This is a genomic window from Oligella sp. HMSC05A10 (assembly GCF_001808335.1).
Taxonomy (GTDB): domain Bacteria; phylum Pseudomonadota; class Gammaproteobacteria; order Burkholderiales; family Burkholderiaceae_B; genus Oligella; species Oligella urethralis.
This window is the reverse complement of the sequence record NZ_KV792927.1, coordinates 41,065-60,819: the sequence shown is the minus strand read 5'-3', so window position 1 is coordinate 60,819 and position 19,755 is coordinate 41,065. Positions and strand designations below refer to the sequence as shown.

Annotated in this window: 15 protein-coding genes; 9 read left to right on the top strand and 6 right to left on the bottom strand. The window is 46.7% G+C overall.

The annotated features are described in order from the left end of the window. Positions 1-183: 183 nt before the first annotated feature. Genes livH through HMPREF3144_RS05845 form a run of 4 tightly spaced genes read left to right on the top strand, consistent with a single transcriptional unit; the run spans position 184 to position 3,807 of the window. On the top strand, positions 184-1,107 hold the full coding sequence (gene livH, locus HMPREF3144_RS05860) for a high-affinity branched-chain amino acid ABC transporter permease LivH (protein WP_018026586.1): 924 nt from the start codon (positions 184-186) through the stop codon (positions 1,105-1,107). Beyond that, a complete protein-coding gene (locus tag HMPREF3144_RS05855; RefSeq protein WP_018026587.1) occupies positions 1,107-2,336 on the top strand; it encodes a high-affinity branched-chain amino acid ABC transporter permease LivM in 1,230 nt (409 codons plus the stop codon). The genes livH and HMPREF3144_RS05855 overlap by 1 nt, the downstream gene beginning before the upstream one ends. Continuing rightward, positions 2,336-3,097, top strand: a complete 762-nt coding sequence (livG, locus tag HMPREF3144_RS05850) for a high-affinity branched-chain amino acid ABC transporter ATP-binding protein LivG (protein WP_018026588.1) — start codon at positions 2,336-2,338, stop codon at positions 3,095-3,097. Before HMPREF3144_RS05855 ends, livG begins: the two co-directional genes overlap by 1 nt. Positions 3,098-3,105: 8 nt before the next feature. Then, complete coding sequence (locus HMPREF3144_RS05845; RefSeq protein WP_026156850.1) at positions 3,106-3,807, top strand: ABC transporter ATP-binding protein; 702 nt, start codon at positions 3,106-3,108, stop codon at positions 3,805-3,807. A 61-nt stretch (positions 3,808-3,868) separates the two neighbouring features. Here HMPREF3144_RS05845 and HMPREF3144_RS05840 read toward each other — a convergent pair whose 3' ends face one another. The 6 genes from HMPREF3144_RS05840 to HMPREF3144_RS05815 all read right to left on the bottom strand — a co-directional run bounded on the left by HMPREF3144_RS05840 (position 3,869) and on the right by HMPREF3144_RS05815 (position 10,738). After that, positions 3,869-4,711 (bottom strand): glutathione S-transferase family protein, encoded by an 843-nt coding sequence (locus tag HMPREF3144_RS05840; RefSeq protein WP_070476903.1) that lies wholly within the window; start codon positions 4,709-4,711, stop codon positions 3,869-3,871. An 85-nt stretch (positions 4,712-4,796) separates the two neighbouring features. Next, positions 4,797-5,408 carry an SCO family protein gene (locus HMPREF3144_RS05835; protein ID WP_018026598.1) on the bottom strand — a complete coding sequence of 204 codons (612 nt, stop codon included), beginning with the start codon at positions 5,406-5,408 and terminating at the stop codon, positions 4,797-4,799. Positions 5,409-5,420: 12 nt separating this feature from the next. Beyond that, the gene (locus HMPREF3144_RS05830; protein WP_036557056.1) at positions 5,421-7,478 is read right to left on the bottom strand and encodes a M3 family metallopeptidase; all 2,058 of its coding nucleotides are present in this window, start codon (positions 7,476-7,478) and stop codon (positions 5,421-5,423) included. A 2-nt stretch (positions 7,479-7,480) separates the two neighbouring features. After that, positions 7,481-8,347: a bifunctional methylenetetrahydrofolate dehydrogenase/methenyltetrahydrofolate cyclohydrolase FolD gene (gene folD, locus HMPREF3144_RS05825; protein ID WP_070476902.1), complete on the bottom strand. Its 867-nt coding sequence runs from the start codon at positions 8,345-8,347 to the stop codon at positions 7,481-7,483. Between the two features lie 25 nt (positions 8,348-8,372). Then, on the bottom strand, positions 8,373-8,984 hold the full coding sequence (locus HMPREF3144_RS05820) for a response regulator transcription factor (RefSeq protein ID WP_172471596.1): 612 nt from the start codon (positions 8,982-8,984) through the stop codon (positions 8,373-8,375). After that, complete coding sequence (locus HMPREF3144_RS05815) at positions 8,984-10,738, bottom strand: PAS domain-containing sensor histidine kinase (protein WP_026156852.1); 1,755 nt, start codon at positions 10,736-10,738, stop codon at positions 8,984-8,986. The genes HMPREF3144_RS05820 and HMPREF3144_RS05815 overlap by 1 nt, the downstream gene beginning before the upstream one ends. Before the next feature lie 408 nt (positions 10,739-11,146). On the opposite strand from HMPREF3144_RS05815, the gene aceE reads away from it, so the two are divergent. From aceE to HMPREF3144_RS05790, 5 genes are all read left to right on the top strand, one after another. Next, a complete protein-coding gene (gene aceE / locus HMPREF3144_RS05810) occupies positions 11,147-13,843 on the top strand; it encodes a pyruvate dehydrogenase (acetyl-transferring), homodimeric type (RefSeq protein ID WP_070476901.1) in 2,697 nt (898 codons plus the stop codon). Positions 13,844-13,858: 15 nt separating this feature from the next. After that, positions 13,859-15,571 carry a dihydrolipoyllysine-residue acetyltransferase gene (aceF, locus tag HMPREF3144_RS05805; RefSeq protein ID WP_070476900.1) on the top strand — a complete coding sequence of 571 codons (1,713 nt, stop codon included), beginning with the start codon at positions 13,859-13,861 and terminating at the stop codon, positions 15,569-15,571. A gap of 14 nt (positions 15,572-15,585) precedes the next feature. Beyond that, positions 15,586-17,346 carry a dihydrolipoyl dehydrogenase gene (gene lpdA, locus HMPREF3144_RS05800; protein WP_018026605.1) on the top strand — a complete coding sequence of 587 codons (1,761 nt, stop codon included), beginning with the start codon at positions 15,586-15,588 and terminating at the stop codon, positions 17,344-17,346. A 90-nt stretch (positions 17,347-17,436) separates the two neighbouring features. Continuing rightward, the gene (folC, locus tag HMPREF3144_RS05795; RefSeq protein ID WP_036557038.1) at positions 17,437-18,735 is read left to right on the top strand and encodes a bifunctional tetrahydrofolate synthase/dihydrofolate synthase; all 1,299 of its coding nucleotides are present in this window, start codon (positions 17,437-17,439) and stop codon (positions 18,733-18,735) included. An 18-nt stretch (positions 18,736-18,753) separates the two neighbouring features. Then, positions 18,754-19,755: an SPOR domain-containing protein gene (locus tag HMPREF3144_RS05790; protein WP_070476899.1), complete on the top strand. Its 1,002-nt coding sequence runs from the start codon at positions 18,754-18,756 to the stop codon at positions 19,753-19,755.

Here is a 19,755-nt window from a genome sequence, read left to right as displayed (position 1 = left end):
CATAATCACATTTAAAAAATATGAATTTGCATTGCTCAGTCGCTTGGGTCGTGAACGCTCATTAAAAATCACAGGTATATTAATCCTTAGTTTTGTGTCAAAAATTAAGTGTTATTGCCAATAGTTTCTTAACTAATTACGTATTATGATTGCCTCTTGTTTTACTTATAAGGGCACGAACTTATGGATTTTCTGCCTCAGCTTATACAGCAGCTGTTTAATGGTCTCTCACTAGGAGCCATTTACGCCTTAATTGCGATTGGCTATACGATGGTCTATGGCATTATTGGTATGATTAACTTCGCGCACGGTGAAGTTTATATGATCGGGGCATATGTTGGTTTGGTTACATTGACGGCGATAGGGGTTAATGGCTTTCTGCCTTTGCCTTTATTGATTCTGTTTATGATTTTAGTTGCCGCCGTGGTGACCGGTGTCTACGGTTATACCATTGAGCGAGTAGCGTATAGACCGGCGCGTAATAGTCCGCGTTTAGTTTCACTGATCGCGGCTATTGGTATGTCAATTTTCTTACAGAACTGGGTAGCCCTTGGTCAGGGTGCGCGTGATATGGCGGTACCTAATGTCATTTCCGGCGCATTTCGCTGGGATATGGGCGTTGGTTATCCCGTCATGTTCTCCTACTCACGCCTGTTGATTATCCTGGTCGTCTTTGTCTTAATGATTGCGCTCACGCTCTATATTAAGAATTCTCGTATGGGACGTGCTTCACGTGCCTGTTCACAAGATATGCAGATGGCTAATCTACTAGGTATTGATACCAACCGTGTGGTTTCCTTTACCTTTGTGTTAGGAGCGATGCTAGCCGCGGTGGGCGGTGTATTAATTGCACTGGCGATCGGTAAATTAAATCCATTTATTGGTTTTATTGCCGGTATTAAGGCCTTTACTGCGGCGGTATTGGGCGGTATCGGTAGTATTCCTGGGGCGATTCTAGGCGGGCTATTACTCGGTGTGGTAGAAACCTTAGCGGCGGCTTACTGGTCTTCTGAATACAAAGACATTGTGGCATTTAGCTTATTAGTATTGATTCTACTTTTTCGTCCGACTGGACTCTTAGGTAAACCTGAAGTGGAGAAAGTCTAATGGCTGAAAATCTTAAAACTGCAATTTTTTCTGCTGTATTAACCGCCATTTTAACCATTCCTATTTTCGGTTTACAGCTCGTACGTCAAGGCGCAAAGACGCACATTGTTCCTAATTGGGAATTTGTGTTGATGGGTATTGCTGCGGTCTTTGTGGTGCAACTCTTCCGTCCTTATCTCTTTAAAAGCTTTGCCAAGAATAAGCGCGGCAGTGGTTGGGCGATACCGGTATTAAAGCCGCGGACGATTAATTTACTGATTCTATTAGTGGTTACCGCTGCTGCAATTTGGCCCTTTTTCAGTTCCCGTTCTAATGTCGATATTGCGACGCTTGTCCTTATTTATGTGATGTTAGGATTGGGTTTAAATATTGTCGTGGGTTTTGCGGGTTTACTCGATCTGGGCTTTGTGGGCTTTTATGCGGTTGGTGCCTATACCTACGCCTTATTATTCCATTGGGCTGGTTGGGGCTTCTGGTCGGCTTTACCCGTTGCCGGTGGCATGGCTGCCTTGTTTGGTTATCTACTCGGTTTCCCAGTACTGAGATTAAGGGGCGACTATTTAGCCATTGTGACCTTAGGTTTTGGTGAGATTATTCGTCTTTTATTAATTAACCTTAGCCAATGGACGGGTGGTCCGGATGGTATTGCCAATATCCCTAAGCCAACTTTGTTAGGTCATGCCATGACGCGTCGCGCGCCGGCTGGTGAGGAGACTTTCCATCAGATGATGGGATGGGCCTATGATGCGAATCATGTGGTGATTTATCTCTATCTATTAGCTTTGGCTTTGGCGGTGATTACCTTATTAGTTTCTAATCGCTTGATTCGTATGCCCATTGGTCGCGCTTGGGAGGCCTTACGTGAGGATGAGATTGCTTGTCGTTCCTTGGGTCTGAATCCGACCACGATCAAATTATCCGCCTTTACCTTAGGTGCGATGTTTGCCGGTTTCGGTGGTGCGTTTTTTGCAGCGCGACAAGGCTTAGTTAACCCCGAGTCCTTTACCTTTATTGAGTCGGCCTTAATCCTTGCAGTGGTGGTGCTGGGTGGTATGGGCTCACAAGTGGGCGTGATTCTTGCGGCGATCTTATTAACCGCCTTGCCTGAGATTGCACGTCAATTTGCCGAATATCGGATGTTGATTTTCGGTTTAGTGATGGTATTGATGATGGTATGGCGACCTCAGGGTTTATTACCTGCACAACGTGCCCATGTGGAGATTAAGTAATGAGTGATATTGTTTTAGAAGCTCGTGATATCTGCATGCGTTTTGGTGGTTTATTGGCAGTTGATCATGTTTCTTTTGAGGTAAGGAAGAATGAGATCTTTGCTATTATTGGCCCAAATGGTGCAGGTAAAACCACGGTATTTAATTGCGTCAGCGGTTTTTATAAGCCAACTAGCGGTAACATCACGTTAAACTCAAAGGATATCACCGGCTGGACTAGTCATATGGTGGCTAGACAGGGCCTCGTGAGAACCTTTCAAAACGTGCGTTTATTTAAAAATCTCACGGTCTTGGAAAATCTGTTGGTAGCGCAACACAATAAAGGCGCCGGTTTTCTGCGCGGCTTATTGAATTTACCCAGTCATCGACGCGCTGAAAAGCAAGCTTTAGAAAGGGCGGTTTTTTGGTTGGAGTTTATGGGTATCAAGGAATTCGCTAATCGCGAAGCGGGTAATTTAGCTTATGGTCATCAACGTCGTTTAGAAATTGCGCGTTGTATGATTACCGAGCCTAAGCTCTTATTGTTAGATGAGCCGGCAGCCGGTTTAAACCCACAGGAAAAGATTGAGTTAGCTAGTCTAATCAATCAGTTACGTCATGATTATGATTTATCGGTGCTATTAATTGAGCATGATATGGGCTTGATTATGAATATTTCCGATCGTATTTTAGCAATGGAGTATGGTAAGCCTTTAATTACCGGTACCCCAGAGCAGGTACGTAATGATCCTGAAGTGATTAAGGCTTATCTCGGAGAGTAATCATGGCAATGTTAAAACTGGATAGTATTAATTCGGGCTACGGTGCAATTCAGGCCCTGCACGATGTTAGCTTACACATAGATGAGGGCGAGATTGTTACCTTAATCGGTAGTAATGGTGCCGGTAAGACCACCACGCTCTCAACCATTTGCGGTAATCCACGCGTTCGCACCGGTAGCATCCATTTTATGGGTGAGGATATTTCAGAGCTACCGACGCATGCCATTATGCGTAAGGGGTTAGCGATTTCACCGGAGGGACGGCGCGTTTTTCCGGACCTGAATGTACTCGAAAACCTCCAGATGGGTGGTTTCTTTTTAAACCGTGAGGAGATTGAGGCTGGGCTAGAGCATGTATTTGAGCTTTTCCCTCGCTTGCGTGAGCGTGCCACACAGCGCTCTGGCTTGATGTCGGGCGGTGAGCAGCAGATGCTAGCTATTGGCCGTGCCTTGATGAGTAAACCCAGAATGCTGCTGTTAGATGAGCCTACCCTGGGCTTAGCGCCATTAATTATTGAGCAGATTTTTGAGATTATCAAAACCATCCGTGATGATGGTATCACGGTGTTCCTAGTCGAGCAAAATGCTAATAAGGCCTTACAAATTGCTGATCGTGGCTATGTGTTGGAGACGGGACGTATTGTGTTGCACGATACGGGTGCTAATCTCTTGCTTAATGATCAGGTTGGTAAGGCCTATTTAGGTCATTGATGGAGTCGCTTGCGGTTAAAAGCAAAAAGCCCACCTGATGGTGGGCTTCTTACTATATCGCTTAGTCACGCTTAGGCGTAGTCTGCTCGGTCATATCATGACCGGTGGTGATGTCGTCGCTTTCTGCTTCATGTGGTGCTGCTTCAGCAGTGCTCGTATCCACAGCATCCGCTCGCTCCTCATCCACTAGTTCCACCTCTTCAGCCTGTGCCACCGCAGTGGTTTGAGCGCTCTGTTCAAAGCCCAAAGCAGTGCTCGTGGTTGTGGATTTTTCTTTGGCCAGTTGATAGGTAGCACGCTCTTTAACCGCGCTTAAGAACATTTCAATATTTTTATGCTCAGGCAACAGCTTAGCCTCAGCCTCTAAACCTAATAAGATATAGGCTAAATCAATATCTGCCGCACAGAAGCGACTACCACAGGTCCAACCACTAGCTGCCAGTGACTGATCGATGTAATTTAGTTGACGCTGCAGTTCCGGCATAATGTGCGTATTCAGGTAGTTTAAGACCGTTTTTTTCATAATTGAGCGAGCAAAAAACGGTACCCTAGATTGGCCTAATTTATGAATGATGCTCTGTTGTTCAACTAGCGGCAAAAGTGTAGCTTCTAGATAGTGCACCCATTGTAAATACTGGATATAGTCGGGGTGAGCCATTGGCGGACGCATACCGCAACGGTCATAGCTACTGAGCAAGTACTCGCGGGCAGCACCATGCGTCGCAATGCTAATATTCCCGTCTAAGAGAATAGGGGCCTTGCTTAAGGGGTGGGTTTCGCTATCAGAAGCCTCGTCGGCTTCTTGACGATGATTAAGTTGAAAGCTGAGACCAAGCTCACAAGCTAACCAGATACTACGAAAGGAGCCTGTCGAGGGAAGGTGAAAAATAGTGATCACGGTCATTATCTCCTTGGGAAATGGTAAATAAGGTTAAGCAATTTGTTGCGTCAATTAAAGTGAACGATATCCGTGCGCCTCCAGCAGCTTATCACTTAAGTAAGGCGACGACGCGCTGATGTAAGCCCTCAATATCATGACTATTGGAGGCGAGGAAAGCAGCTTTGCCATTGGTATCAAAAACATAAATCCCCTCCGCATGCATCACATCATAGAGCTCCGGATTGTTCGGATTTTTTGGCTTTTCAATTTGGTAAGCCACTCGATAACGTTTAGCAATGGCGGCAATTTCTTTTTCCGTTCCGCTTAGACCAATAGCACCTAGACCGAAAGCCTCTAGATATTTTTCTAAGCGGGCAGGGGTATCACGATGCGGATCGACACTGATAAAAATAACTTGCACCTGCGCTTGTTGTTGTTCGCTGAGCATGCTTTTCATCAGTGCCAGCTCCGCCATGGTGGTAGGACACACATCGGGGCAATAGGTATAGCCGAAATAAACTAAGACTACTTTTTGTTTAAACTGTTGCTCGCTTAAGCGCTGCTCATCGGTGTGCTGCAGCTCAAATTTTAAATCGGGCAGATGTGAGCGGGTTGAGTAAAATTGAGTTTCAGCCAAGGCCGAGTCAATAGGCGTTGCCATCCCCAGGCACGCTAGGGAGAGGGCAAAGGCAAGCGAGGATTTTTTTAATCGCTTTATCATCTTAATCTCTTATTAGCTTTGTTCATCCACCATACCGTGGTGTCGTAATAAGGCAGCAGGATCCGCTGGGCGTCCACGGAACTTTTCAAAAAACTCAGTTGCAGGCAAGGAGCCGCCAACGGCGAGAATTTCATTTTTAAAGTGTTCACCAGCTTGCGGGTTAAGCGTGCCAAATTCCTCTGTGGCATGCTCTTCAAAATAGCTATAGGCATCTGCTGAGAGCACTTCAGCCCACTTATAGCTATAGTAGCCAGCCGCATAACCACCCGCAAAAATATGGGAGAAATTATGCGGGAAGCGGTGCCAGCTAGGTGGCATCACGACCGCAACCTCCTGTCGAACCTCGTCCAGCAGCGTCAGCACATCGGCGATGGTTTGCTGCTCCAATTGCTGGTGTAGCAGCATATCAAATAAGGCAAACTCCAACTGCCGTACGGTTTGCATACCGGTTTGGAAGTTTTTTGCGGCGATAATTTTGTCAAATAACTGGCGTGGCAAAGGCTCACCACTTTCTTGGTGACGGCTTAGCTTTTGCATCACCGGCCACTCATAGCAGAAGTTTTCCATAAACTGTGAGGGCAACTCGATCGCATCCCATTCCACACTAGCAAATGGTGAGGCAGAGGGCTCATCCACCTTGGAAAGGAGTGCATGCAGTGCATGACCCATTTCGTGGAATAGCGTCACCACATCATCTAAACGCAGTAGACCAGCTTTAGCGCCTTGGGGTGGGGTAAAGTTACATGTTAAATAGACCACCGGCGTGATTAACTCACCCTGATGACGTTGGCGAGTGCGCTCATTAGCTACCCAAGCACCACTTTGTTTGGCGTTACGGGCGTGTAAGTCAGTATATAAATAACCGATTAACTGATCTGCCTCTTTGAGGGCAAAGACCTTGGCGTCTTGATGCCACGTTTGGGCCTCCGTGGCTTCGAATTTGACCTTAAAGAGATGCTCAATAATCGTAAATAAACCATTTAATACCTGGTCTTCAGGTAGGTATTGTTTAACTTCTTCATCCGAATAAGCGAATTTCTTTTCGCGTAATCGCTCGGAGACATAGGCTAAATCCCATGGCTCCAACGCTGCCATACCCAGCTCTTGACGGGCAAAGGCGCTCAGTTCGGCCATATCTTTTTCGGCAAATGGCTTAGCTTTGGCGGCTAAGTCACGAATAAAATCGATCACTTGCTGCGGGCTGTCGGCCATGCGTTTTTCTAATTGCATGGTGGCAAAATCCTTAAAGCCAAGTAATTTAGCAAGCTCAAGCCGTAGTTTTAGTAATGTTTCAATATTGTCAGAGTTATCAAACTGCTTATCACCTTGCTCTGAAGCAATGGTGGCATAGCCTTGATACATGCGTTGGCGTAGCGCTTGATTGCTAGCATACTGCATCACAGGGAGATAGGAGGGCATTTTTAAAGTAAAGGTCCAACCTTTGCCACCGGCCAAGTCATTGGCCGCTGCTAATACTTGCTCTGGGATGCCAGCTACTTCTTCAGCATCTTCGGTGTGGTAGCTCCATTTGTCGGTTGCATCCAAAGCGTTTAGGGCAAATTGCTGACTGGTCATGGCGAGTTGCTCACTCATCTCCGCATAGCGAGTTTTGGCTTCACCTTCTAAGCTTACGCCACTGAGTTCAAAGTCCTTGAGCGCTTCGGTGATAATGCGTTGACGAGTTTTGCTAAGCGCTTGGAAAGCCTCACTTTGGTGGAGCATTTGATACTGTTCAAATAGCGCCTTATTCAGACCAATCCAGGTCGAAAACTCAGACACTTGCGGTAATAGGGTATTGTAGGCGCTACGAACGGCATCGGTGTTGTGTACATTATTTAAGTGATTGACCACATTCCAAGCACGCCATAAGCGAGCCGTACCGTATTCCATAGGTTCGATAAAGTTGTCCCAGTTGGGTTCCGCTACGGTGATTAATTGCTCAATCAGCGCTTTTGCTTCTTTGAGTAAAAACTCAATGGCCGGTACAATATGCTCGGGCTCAATCGCCTCATACGGCATTAATTGTTCAAGCGGCGTTAATAATGGGTTGTTACTAAGTTGCTCCGTCATACTTAAGACAGCTCCTCTAGACCATGTTGTTGCATCGTCGCTTGAATGGTATTAACTAATAGCATGGTGATGGTCATGGGACCCACGCCACCCGGTACCGGGGTGATGGCTGCCGCCACTTTGGATGCCTCATCAAAATAAACGTCACCCACTAGCTTGCCATTATCCAGGCGATTAATACCCACATCGATGACCACGGCACCGGGTTTAATCATGTCGCCGCTAATCATCATGGGTCGACCGGTGGCGACCACAAGCACATCGGCGCGCTTGGTGTGAGCGGCCAAATCCTTGGTTTTGGAATTACAAATGGTGACGGTCGCACCGGCTTTTTGTAAGAGTAGGGCAATGGGTTTGCCAACAATATTACTGGCACCGACAATCACTGCTTCGGCACCGCGCAAGGTGACGCCCTGATCCTCTAGCATTTTCATGATGCCATAGGGGGTGCAAGGAATGAGCTGCGGTTCACCGGTCATTAAGGCGCCCGCATTTAAGCGGTGAAAGCCGTCCACATCCTTTTCGGCTTTGATATGTTGAATTATTAACTGGCTATCTAAATGATCCGGTAAGGGTAACTGCACCAAGATGCCATTCACCTTAGGATCCTCATTTAATTGATGAATTTTTGCCAATAACTCTGCTTGAGAAATATCGCTAGGCAAGCTCACAACCTCGGAATCCAAGCCCATTTTGATAAAGGTGTTGTGCTTATTACGCACATAGACTTGGGAGGCAGGATCCTCACCTACCAAGACCACGGTTAGCGAGGGCGTGATGCCTTTTGCCTTAAGTGCTTCAATGGTGGGCGCTAAACCCTGTTTGATTTTTTCTGATAAAGCTTTGCCGTCAATGATACTAGCGTTCATACAAAAACTTGGATCCTTTAGATAATTACTTCTTTAAAACGATTTTCATGAGGTCTGCAACGGTGCTGACCTCGAGCTTTTCCATGATATTGGCACGATGTGCTTCTACCGTTTTGATACTGATACTGAGGTCATCGGCAATTTGCTTATTCAGACGACCAGCCACAATACGCTCAAGTACTTGCTCTTCACGTGAGGTAAGGCGGGCTAATAAACTGTCTACCGCTTGTTGAGAAATCGCTTCCTGCATTTGTTCATAAGCCTGATCGAGGAAACGCGCAATGACGGGTTTGATATCTTCAAGATTAAAAGGCTTTTCAATAAAGTCTACTGCGCCTTTTTTCATGGTTGAAACCGCCATATTCACATCGCCATGGCCGGTGATGAAAATAATGGGTAGGGTGGCTTTACGCTCTAATAACTGCTCTTGTAGTTGTAAGCCAGACATACCCGGCATCCGTACATCAGTGATTAAGACACTGACAAGATTAGGATTGTAATGCTCTAAAAACTCCTCACCACTGGCAAATGTCTGTACTCGGTAGTTTTGAGTTTCTAGTAGTAGACGCAGTGAATCTCTAACAGCATCGTCATCATCAACAATAAAAATTACACTATTACTATGGTCTATCATAATTAATTTATTGCTCCATTTTGTGAAATTGAGTTATCAGCTTTTCTATAACAGGGAATTCTGAATGTAAATATTGTACCGCCACTGGGATTATTTTCAGCCCATAATCTACCGCGGTGTGATTCTATAATTGAGCGACAGATATTTAAGCCAATACCTAGCCCCTCTTTTTTGGTACTGTAAAAGGGTTCAAATAAGCGTTCAGGATCCTTGAGGCCATGGCCACTATCAATGACTTGCACCTGAATTTCCAAGCCCACTTGGGATATATTCACATACAGTGTCTCGTGCTCACTTTGACTCATCGCTTCGATGCCATTTTTAACCAGATTTAGGAGTACCTGCTCAATTAATATTGGATCGGCATAGACCTCAGGCAGGTCCTCGGGCAGATTCACCTCAATTTGCTTACTATATTTGCGACTTTCAAAAAAGGCTAAATCCATTGTGTTTTCAACTATGGTATCAATTTTAACGGCTTGACGTTCGGGCTCATTACGGCGCACAAAATCACGGATACGACCGATAATTCGTCCGGCCCGTTCGGCTTGAGAAACGGATTTATCCAGTACCTGTAATAAGCGCTCTTGATCCAGATGCTCACTTTTAATTAAGGCGGCAATGGCTGAGTTGTAATTGACAATGGCAGTGAGTGGCTGATTCAGCTCATGGGCCAAAGAACTTGCCATTTCGCCCAGTGTGCTTAAACGGCCGCTTAACTGCACCTTTTCCTGCTGCGCACTGAGTTTTTGCTCATACTCACGGCGCTGAGAAATATCACGTGCTACTTGTAAACGTACCTTACGCCCATCAGTCCAGTTTAAGGTGCGATGTTGCACTTCAAACCAGGCACCGATCTGTGCGATGTAGAGCTCGTTATTTGCCAAGGGATCATTTTCATGATGTGCGGTGGCGGCATTATAAAGTAAGGTATGGCCATGTGCTTCTGAACCCCAAAGTCGACGATAGGTACGATTGGCAAAGAGTAGTTCGGTGCCATTGGGCGTATCGGCGACTACCGAAATCGTATCATCCAGACTTTCCAATACTGTCATAAAGCGTTCGTGCGCTGCTGTTAAAGCCTCACGAATACGCTTAGGTTCCGTAATATCGGTCATTGAGGTCATCCAACCGATTTGTTCACCATTTGGGTCCATCAGCGGGGACACATACAGACGGGCCGTAAAAATAGAGCCGTCCCGGCGCTTTGCCTCCATCTCCATGCCCGAGCTTGGGGTCTTGCCACTTAAGACGATATCTAGGTATTTCTCATGTTGTTCGAACTTATCCTCCACCCAATAGGGATAGGGGAAAAGCGTGCCTAGTAATTCAGATTCATTCCATCCAACCATACGGCAAAAAGCGGGATTCACATACACCACACGACCCTGCAAATCTAAAACGCGCATCCCGGTGGACATGGAGTTTTCCATGGCACGTCTAAAGGTGGTTTCTAAAAAGAGCTGCTCCTCAGCCTCAGAGCGGATACGGGTGTAATGCCACAGGGTTAGTAAACTGATGACGATGGTAAATGACATGGCCACCACCAGAAAAATCAATAACTGGTGCCTGACCTCCTCCGTGTTTGAATAGAGAATGGCGTGCTGATGTTGAATCTTTTGAATTGCCATAAAGGCAAAAATCACTAAGACATAGAGCACTAATACAAAGACCGGAATGATCCAATGCATTCTACGCTTATTTTCGTTTTTAAGCGTTTGGGGCAAAATAAGCGAAAGATGGGAGTTTGACGCCATATCAATCTACTAAAAACTACTCACTAAACCGTGTAAAAGGATTGTGATGCCGAAATTGTATATAAGCGTTTCATTTTAACAAGTTTAGTAAGACGAACTTAGTAAAGTAGTCAGCTTAAAAAAATACTTTATTGAGCTAGCTGGACCCGTGCTAAGTGAATGCTGAATTTGAATATTTCACTTTACGAAATATGATATTGCTATATGAAAAATCCTTGACAAACTATCGGTTTTTTCTAGAATTAGCCTGTACGAGTTTAAATTTGTTTGAGGTTAATCATTAGGACAGTGCTGTCTTAGGTATTTAACCGATCGCATTTTTAATTAAAGTTGTATATCCTATAAATTATTAAAGTCATTTTATAAATTAGCGATGACTTAATTCAACCACTATTAGAGGAGTCTCGAATGGATAAAGATTATTCGGCAACCAGTATTCCAGATATTGATGAGGTCGAAACCCAGGAATGGTTGGAATCGTTGGAGGCAGTATTAGACCGTGAGGGTACAGAGAGAGCGCACTTTTTAATCGAGAAGCTAACGGATTTAGCACGCCGTTCGGGTTCAAATATCCCTTATTCTCCTTATACAGCCTATTTAAATACCATTCCTCCTGGGCAGGAGCCACCTAATCCGGGTAACTTAGAATTGGAAGCACGCATTCGTGCCTATATTCGTTGGAACTCTGTGGCAATGGTGGTAAAAGCGAATCTTCATGAAACTGAGGGTGGCGGTGGTTTAGGTGGCCATATGGCTTCATACGCTTCTTTAGCGACCATGATCGAAAGTGGTCAAAACCATTTCTGGCATGCTGAGTCTGAGGACCATGGCGGCGACTTGGTGTATTTCCAAGGTCATTCTTCACCGGGTATTTACGGTCGTGCTTATTTAGAGGGCCGTATTAGTGAGGAGCAGTTGGATAACTTCCGTCAGGAGGTTGATGGTAAGGGTCTATCTTCTTATCCTCACCCGCACCTAATGCCTGATTTCTGGCAGTTTCCGACGGTATCCATGGGCTTAGGCCCGATGATGGCGATTTATCAGGCGCGTTTCTTAAAGTATTTACATGCACGTGGCATTGCCGATACCTCTAAGCGTAAGGTTTGGGTATTCTGCGGTGATGGTGAGATGGATGAGCCAGAGTCTTTAGGTGCTATTGGTCTTGCTGCGCGTGAAAAACTGGATAATTTGATCTTTGTGATTAACTGCAACCTGCAGCGTCTAGATGGCCCAGTACGTGGTAACGGCAAAATCATCCAAGAGCTTGAGGGTGAATTCCGTGGTTCTGGTTGGAATGTGATTAAGCTGATTTGGGGTAGCTATTGGGATCCATTATTGGCGCGCGATAAGGACGGCATTTTACGCAAGGTCATGGAAGAGACCATTGACGGTGAATACCAAGCCTATAAGGCCAATGACGGTGCTTATGTGCGCAAGCATTTCTTCGGCAAGGATCCACGTCTTTTAGAGATGGTTAGCCGCATGAGTGATGAGCAGATTTGGCGTTTAAATCGCGGCGGTCACGATCCTAACAAGGTATATGCTGCCTTTGATGCGGCGATGAAAACTGAGGGTCAGCCTACAGTGATTCTTGCCAAAACGATTAAAGGCTATGCCTTGGGTGAAACAGTTCAGGGTAAGAACCCTTCGCATCAGCAAAAGAAACTAGAGGAAGAGGCGTTACGTGATTTACGTGATCGCTTAAATATTCCTATTCCAGATGACAAGATTAGCGAGATTCCATACTTCCGTCCATCTGAAGACTCTGCCGAAATGCGTTACTTGCGTGAGCGACGTGAGCAGTTAGGCGGTTTTTATCCGCGCCGTCGTCGTGATGCTGATGAGCGCTTAACGGTACCGGGCCTAGAGTACTTTAAATCGGTGACTGAGCCCACCCCGGAAGGGCGTGAGATGTCTACTACACAAGCCTTTGTGCGTTTCTTAAACCAATTGCTACGGGATAAGCAATTAGGTCATCGGGTGGTGCCGATTTTATCGGATGAGGGTCGTACCTTCGGGATGGAGGGTTTATTCCGTCAAATCGGTATTTATGCCCCAGAGGGTCAGAAGTATACGCCGGTCGATAAAGATCAAGTGATGTACTATCGTGAATCAGAATCCGGTCAGCTTTTACAAGAGGGTATTACCGAAGCGGGTGCGACGTGTTCGTGGATTGCAGCAGCCACGTCTTACTCTACCAGTAATCGCATTATGATTCCGTTCTTTGTGTATTACTCAATGTTCGGCTTCCAACGTGTGGGCGATTTATTGTGGGCGGCCGGTGATATTCAAGCGCGCGGCTTCTTATTGGGTGGTACCGCAGGTCGAACCACGCTTAACGGCGAGGGCTTGCAGCACGAAGACGGTCATAGCTTATTGCTATCTTCTACCATTCCGAATTGTGTATCCTACGATCCCGCCTTTGGTCATGAGGTGGCTGTAATTATGCAGCATGGTCTAAAACGTATGGTTCAGGATCAGGAAAATGTCTTCTACTACATCACCTTGATGAATGAAAACTATGCTATGCCTGGTCTTAAAGCGGGTGATGAAGAGGGCATCCTCAAGGGTATGTATCGCTTTAGCGAGGGCAAAGGCGGTGAGCACAAGGTTAACTTACTCGGATCCGGTACGATTTTGCGTGAAAGCATTGCAGCGCAAAAGCTACTCGAAGAGGATTGGGGGGTTGCCGCTGATGTGTGGAGTGTGACTAGCTTTACCGAGTTACGTCGCGAGGGTTTAGATGTTAATCGTCAAAACTTATTAAATCCGACCGCAACACAAAAAGTGCCTTATGTGACGCAATTATTAAGTGAGTCTGAAGGCCCCATTATTGCAAGCACTGACTATATGAAGGCAGTGGCCGATCAGATTCGCGAATTTATCCCTCAAGGGCGTAGCTACCGTGTCTTGGGTACGGACGGTTTTGGTCGCTCTGATTTCCGTCATCAGCTGCGTAAGCACTTTGAAGTGGATCGCTATTTTATTACCTTAGCGGCACTCAGAAGCTTAGCGGATGAGGGTAAGATTCCGATGGATAAAGTGGTTGAGGCCATTGATAAATATGGCATCGATGCGAATAAACCTAACCCACATCACGCTTAATGGAGAAACATCAAGATGAGTAACTTAATTGAAGTTAAAGTTCCTGACATCGGCGATTTCGATGAAGTGGATGTGATCGAGGTGTTAGTAGCCGAGGGTGACCGTATTGAGGAGGATCAAAGTCTGATTACGGTTGAATCCGATAAAGCATCCATGGAAATCCCTTCGTCTGCTGCGGGTGTTGTTAAATCACTTAAAGTTAAAGTCGGCGACAAGGTGAGCGAAGGTACGGTATTACTTGAGCTTGAGCCAGATGCCGGGGTGGCATCTGCATCTGAGCCAAGCGCCACAGCTGAGAATAAAGTGAGTACTGAGACGGCAGCCGACACGTCAGCGCCTGTAGCAGCGGCTTCAGCGTCTGCCGCGCCAGCTGATGCGAGTGGTGGGGTGGTGCAGGTCGTCGTACCTGATATTGGTGATTTTGATGAAGTCGATGTGATTGAAGTCTTAGTCAATGAGGGAGATACCGTTCAGGAGGAGCAAAGCCTGATTACGGTTGAATCTGATAAGGCTTCGACGGAGATCCCAAGCAGCCATGCCGGTCGAGTTGTGGCACTACGGGTTAAGGTAGGCGATAAGGTTGCCAAGGGTAGCTTGATTCTTGAGTTGGCAGCAGCGGATGGCTCTGAGGCTGCAGCACCCGCCAGCTCAACCGCTGCCCCTACGCCAGCAGCAGCCGAACCTACAACAGTCAAAGCGCCCACCGAGGCAACACACGCTTATCCAATTCAGCGTGCTGAGTTGGGTGATGATAGGGAATCGCCTACGGCTTCCTATGCCTTATCAGCTCAGGAATTCCGTAATTTACCGCATGCCTCACCATCGGTCAGAAAGTTTGCCCGTGAATTGGGTGTTGACTTAACCGCTGTGAACGGTACAGGTTCGCGTGGCCGAATTGTGTTGGATGACGTCCGTCAATTCGTTAAAAACGCCTTATCCGTTGGCTTTAGCCAGCCAAGTGCAACCACTGAAACTAAAGCGGTTGCTGGTGGTGGTCTACAAGTGCTTGATTGGCCGAAGATTGACTTTGCTAAATTTGGTGAGGTTGAAACACAGCCATTGTCACGGATTAAGAAGATTTCAGGTGCTAATCTTCACCGTAACTGGGTCATGATCCCTCATGTGACTAACAATGACAAAGCGGATATTACCGAGCTAGAGGAATTCCGTAAATTAATGAACAAAGAGCATGAGCGTGAAGGGGTGCGTTTCACCATGCTGGCCTTCTTAATCAAGGCCGTGGTCGCCACCTTGAAGAAATTCCCAGAGTTTAACGCCTCATTAGATGGTGATAACTTGGTGCTTAAGAAGTATTACCATATTGGTTTTGCTGCCGATACGCCAAATGGCTTAGTCGTGCCTGTACTGCGGGATGCGGATCAGAAGTCGATCGTTGAGATTGCGATAGAGATGAATGAGTTAGCGAAGTCTGCTCGTGAGGGTAAGCTCTCACCAAGTCAAATGCAGGGCGGTTGCTTTACCATTTCTTCTTTAGGTGGTATTGGTGGTACTGATTTTACGCCGATTATTAATGCCCCTGAGGTGGCGATTTTAGGCGTATCTCGTTCTGCTATCGAACCAGTTTGGAACGGTAAGGAGTTTATACCTCGTCTGATGTTGCCTCTCTCCTTATCCTATGATCACCGTGTGATTGACGGGGCAGCAGCAGCTCGTTTCAATGCGCATTTGGCTAAGCTGATGTCTGATTTCCGTCGCGTTTCACTTTAAGGGAGTAAAAAACAATGAGTAAAATTGAAGTTGTTGTTCCCGATATCGGTGATTTCGATAATGTCGATGTGATTGAGGTTTTAGTCGAGGTCGGTGAGGAAATTCAAGTTGAGCAAAGCTTAATTACGGTTGAGTCAGATAAGGCCTCAATGGAAATCCCCTCATCGCATGCGGGTAAAATCGTTGATTTAGCGGTTAAGGTTGGCGATAAGGTGTCCCAAGGTAGCGTCTTATTGACGTTGGAAAGTACAGCGGCAGCGGAGACTGCCGATAGTAGCTCCAAATCAACGACTACCACTCAAGCGAGCGCCGCTGCGGCTCCGGCCAAAGCTGCTAGTGCGGCGGCAGTCAGCGCCAAAGCAGGTGAGGGCGCTTATGATGTGGTGGTACTTGGCGCAGGTCCTGGTGGTTACTCGGCAGCCTTTAGAGCGGCTGACTTGGGTCTCAAGGTGGCATTAATTGAGCGCTATTCAACCCTGGGCGGCGTCTGCTTAAATGTGGGTTGTATTCCATCTAAGGCTTTGTTACATAATGTCTCCGTACTTGAGGCGGCTAAGGGTTTATCTGCGGCGGGTATCCATTTTGCTGAACCGGAAGTGGATCTGGATAAGTTGCGCGAAGCTAAAGATCAAGTGATTAATAAGCTCACGGGTGGTCTTGCGTTTATGGCTAAGGCGCGCAAAGTAGAGGTGATCGTTGGTCATGCTAGCTTTAAGGATGATCATCACTTTGTGGTACAAAAGGAAGATGGCTCCTCACAAGAGGTGGCTTTCCATCATGCGATTATTGCGGCTGGTAGTGAATCGGTTAAATTGCCATTCCTTCCTGAGGATGAGCGTATCGTCGACTCGACCGGTGCTCTGCAATTACGTCAACAACCTAAAAAAATGCTAGTCATTGGTGGCGGTATTATTGGTTTGGAAATGGCCACCGTGTATTCAGCGCTTGGTGCACGTATTGATGTGGTTGAAATGATGGATGGTTTATTTGCTGGTGCGGATAAGGATTTAAGCCGCGTTTGGCAAAAGCGTAATCAGCATCGCTTCGATAATTTAATGCTTAACACCAAAACTGTGAGTGCCGAAGCCAAGGAAGACGGTATTTATGTGAGCTTTGAAGGGGATAAGGCGCCAACAGAGCCGCAGCGCTATGACTTAGTGTTGCAGGCAGTGGGTCGTCGCCCTAATGGCGCTAAAATAGACGCCGATAAAGCTGGTGTTGCGGTGGATGAGCGCGGCTTTATTGCGGTAGATGCACAAATGCGCACCAATATACCGCATATTTTTGCGATTGGTGATATTGTGGGGCAACCGATGTTGGCGCACAAGGCAGTGCATGAGGCGCATGTGGCGGCCGAGGTAATTGCCGGTAAGAAAACCGTGTTTGATGTGCGGGTGATTCCTTCTGTTGCCTATACCCATCCCGAAATTGCTTGGGCTGGTTTAACCGAGGAGCAAGCAAAAGCACAAGGGGTTAAGGTTGAAAAAGGCTTATTCCCATGGGCTGCTTCTGGTCGCGCTATTGCGAATGGCACCGAAGATGGTTTTACCAAGTTGTTATTTGATGCCGAAACTAAGCGCATCCTGGGTGGGGCGATTGTGGGTGATCATGCCGGTGATTTAATTTCCGAGGTGTGTTTAGCCATTGAAATGGGGGCCGATATCGATGATATTGCTGCCACCATTCATCCGCATCCAACCCTTGGTGAGTCTGTTGGTATGGCAGCAGAAGCGGCACATGGCGTTTGTACTGACTTACCGCCAGTAAAGCGTTAAAATAGAGCTGTTTAGGCTAAGCGTAAGAAGCTTTAATTAAACATTAAATGCCTCTTACGCTTTTTTTATTTTCTTAAATATCCGTAGTTAATGAGCATCATCCCCACCTCCCACAGCAGTCTTAGTACATGGCTAAGTTATTTAGAGCATTTACACCGTCAGGAAATTGATTTAGGTCTAGATCGAATTAAGCAAGTGGCAGCACGCCTACCCATCGAGTTAGATAGTATTAAAATAGTGGTCGGCGGCACCAATGGTAAGGGTTCCACCTGTGCTATGTTAGAGTCGATTTATTTGGCTGCTGGCTATCGAGTGGGCTTATACACCTCACCCCATCTCATCCGCTTTAATGAGCGCATTCGTCTCAATGGCTTAGAAGCTAGCGATCAGCAAATTGTGGAGCAACTCGCCATCATTGAAGAAGCGCGTGGTGATATCAGTCTCAGTTATTTCGAATACACGACCTTAGCGGCGATACTGCTTTTTAAAGCAAACGATATACAGGTATCGATTTTTGAGGTGGGCTTAGGCGGCCGGTTGGATGCGGTTAACATCATTGATGCCGATTGCTCGATTATCACGTCGATTGCGATTGATCATATTAATTACTTGGGTGATACACGAGAGCAAATCGCTTGGGAAAAAGCACATATTTATCGCCAGGGCAAAGTCGCCATCTGTGCCGATCCAGAGCCGCCACAAAGCTTAATTGATTATGCGCAGGAAATCGGCGCCGACTTACAGTTATTTGGACGTGATTTTAATTATACTGGCGATCAGATCCAGTGGACCTATATTGGTAAGAATCAACGTCGCCACGCTTTAGCATATCCTGCCTTAAGAGGAGCCAATCAATTAATTAACGCAGCCGCTGCCTTGACAGCCGTTGAAGCGTTAAAAATGTCTGCACCAGTGCCGAATCAGTCGATTCGTGAGGGTTTATTAAGGGTTGAATTAGCAGGCCGTTTTCAAATCCTACCGGGTCAACCAACCACGGTACTGGATGTGGCGCATAATCCACATGCGGCTGCCGTGCTACAGCATAATCTCCATGCCATGTCCTATTTCCCCTATACCACGGCGGTATTCGGTATGCTGGACGATAAGGACGTCAGCCAAGTCATTAAATGCTTGGAAAAAACGGTGGATTATTGGTATTGTGCAAGTTTATCCGGCACCCGTGGTGTCTCAGGACAGGCATTAGCTGATAAAATAAACAGTTTAATCAGTAAAGACAAAGACGGCTTACCGGAGGTTAGGGTCTTTGATAGTCCACATCAGGCCTATGAAGCGGCTAAGGCTCGTAGCAACCCCGAAGACCGGATTGTGGTTTTTGGTTCATTTTTAACGGTCGCAGATGTGCTGGCGCATCTGCCATCATCGAATTAATCTGAGGTTATAACTAGTATGGCATTTTTCGGTTCAGGTAAAAACCAGCGTCAGGAGGTTCAGTATGAACAAAGACGCAGCAGCTCCAGACAGCAGCAACGCTATCAAAACGATCGTGAACTTAGAGAGCAGCGTATTAAATCTCGCAATCGTTTAATTGGTTCGGTGATTCTGGTGCTAGCGGCGATTATTATTTTACCGCTCGTTTTAAAAACGGATGATAGTGGTAGCAGCAGTGAAAACACTAGCCCCTTAATCCAACCGGGTTCACCCATTGGTCAAGGTAGTGGTTTAGTGGTTGAGAGCTCACCTGGGGTACAAACACCAAGTGACCCTCACTTAGCCACCCAAAGTCCTGAGGTTGCGGAGCAGGGCACTGAGTCTAGTGCTACTGGTATAGAAGGTGAAGAGCAAGAAACGCCTGTCGCGGTTGCTGCTGCAAATACTCAGAACGAAACAGGTTCTGAAAGTACCGATTCATCTACGGTCTCCGTTGCCGAAGCCACAGCCACTCAGAGTGCGGCGCAAGAGGCAGCTGAGCGTGAGCGCGCCGAGCAGGCGGCAGCCGAACGTGAACGGGCGCAACAGGCACGTGCTGAGCAGCAAAAGCAGCAACAACAAAAGCAGCAAGCCCAAGCAAAGCAACAAGAGCAAGCCAAACAGCAGCAAAAAGCTAAGAATCAAATTGATGATAAAAAGCGCACCGATGATGGTAGTAAGGCTTTAGCCATTCTTGAGGGTAGAACCCCAGCCGCCAGTAGTTCGGCGCCAGCGGCTAGCACCGGAGGTGAATTTAGTTTGCAGGTGGCTTCTTATAGCTCGGCAAATGATGCCCGGGTACAGCGTGATCGTTTAAGAGGATCGGGCGTATCTAATGCTTATGTACAAAGTGCCACCGTTAACGGTAAGCAAGTATATCGTTTGCGGGTCGGTCCTTTTTCAACCCGCGAGGCAGCACAGGCAGCACAAACCCGTTTACGCGCGCTTAACTTCAGTGATAGCTACGTCACGGGTCGCTAA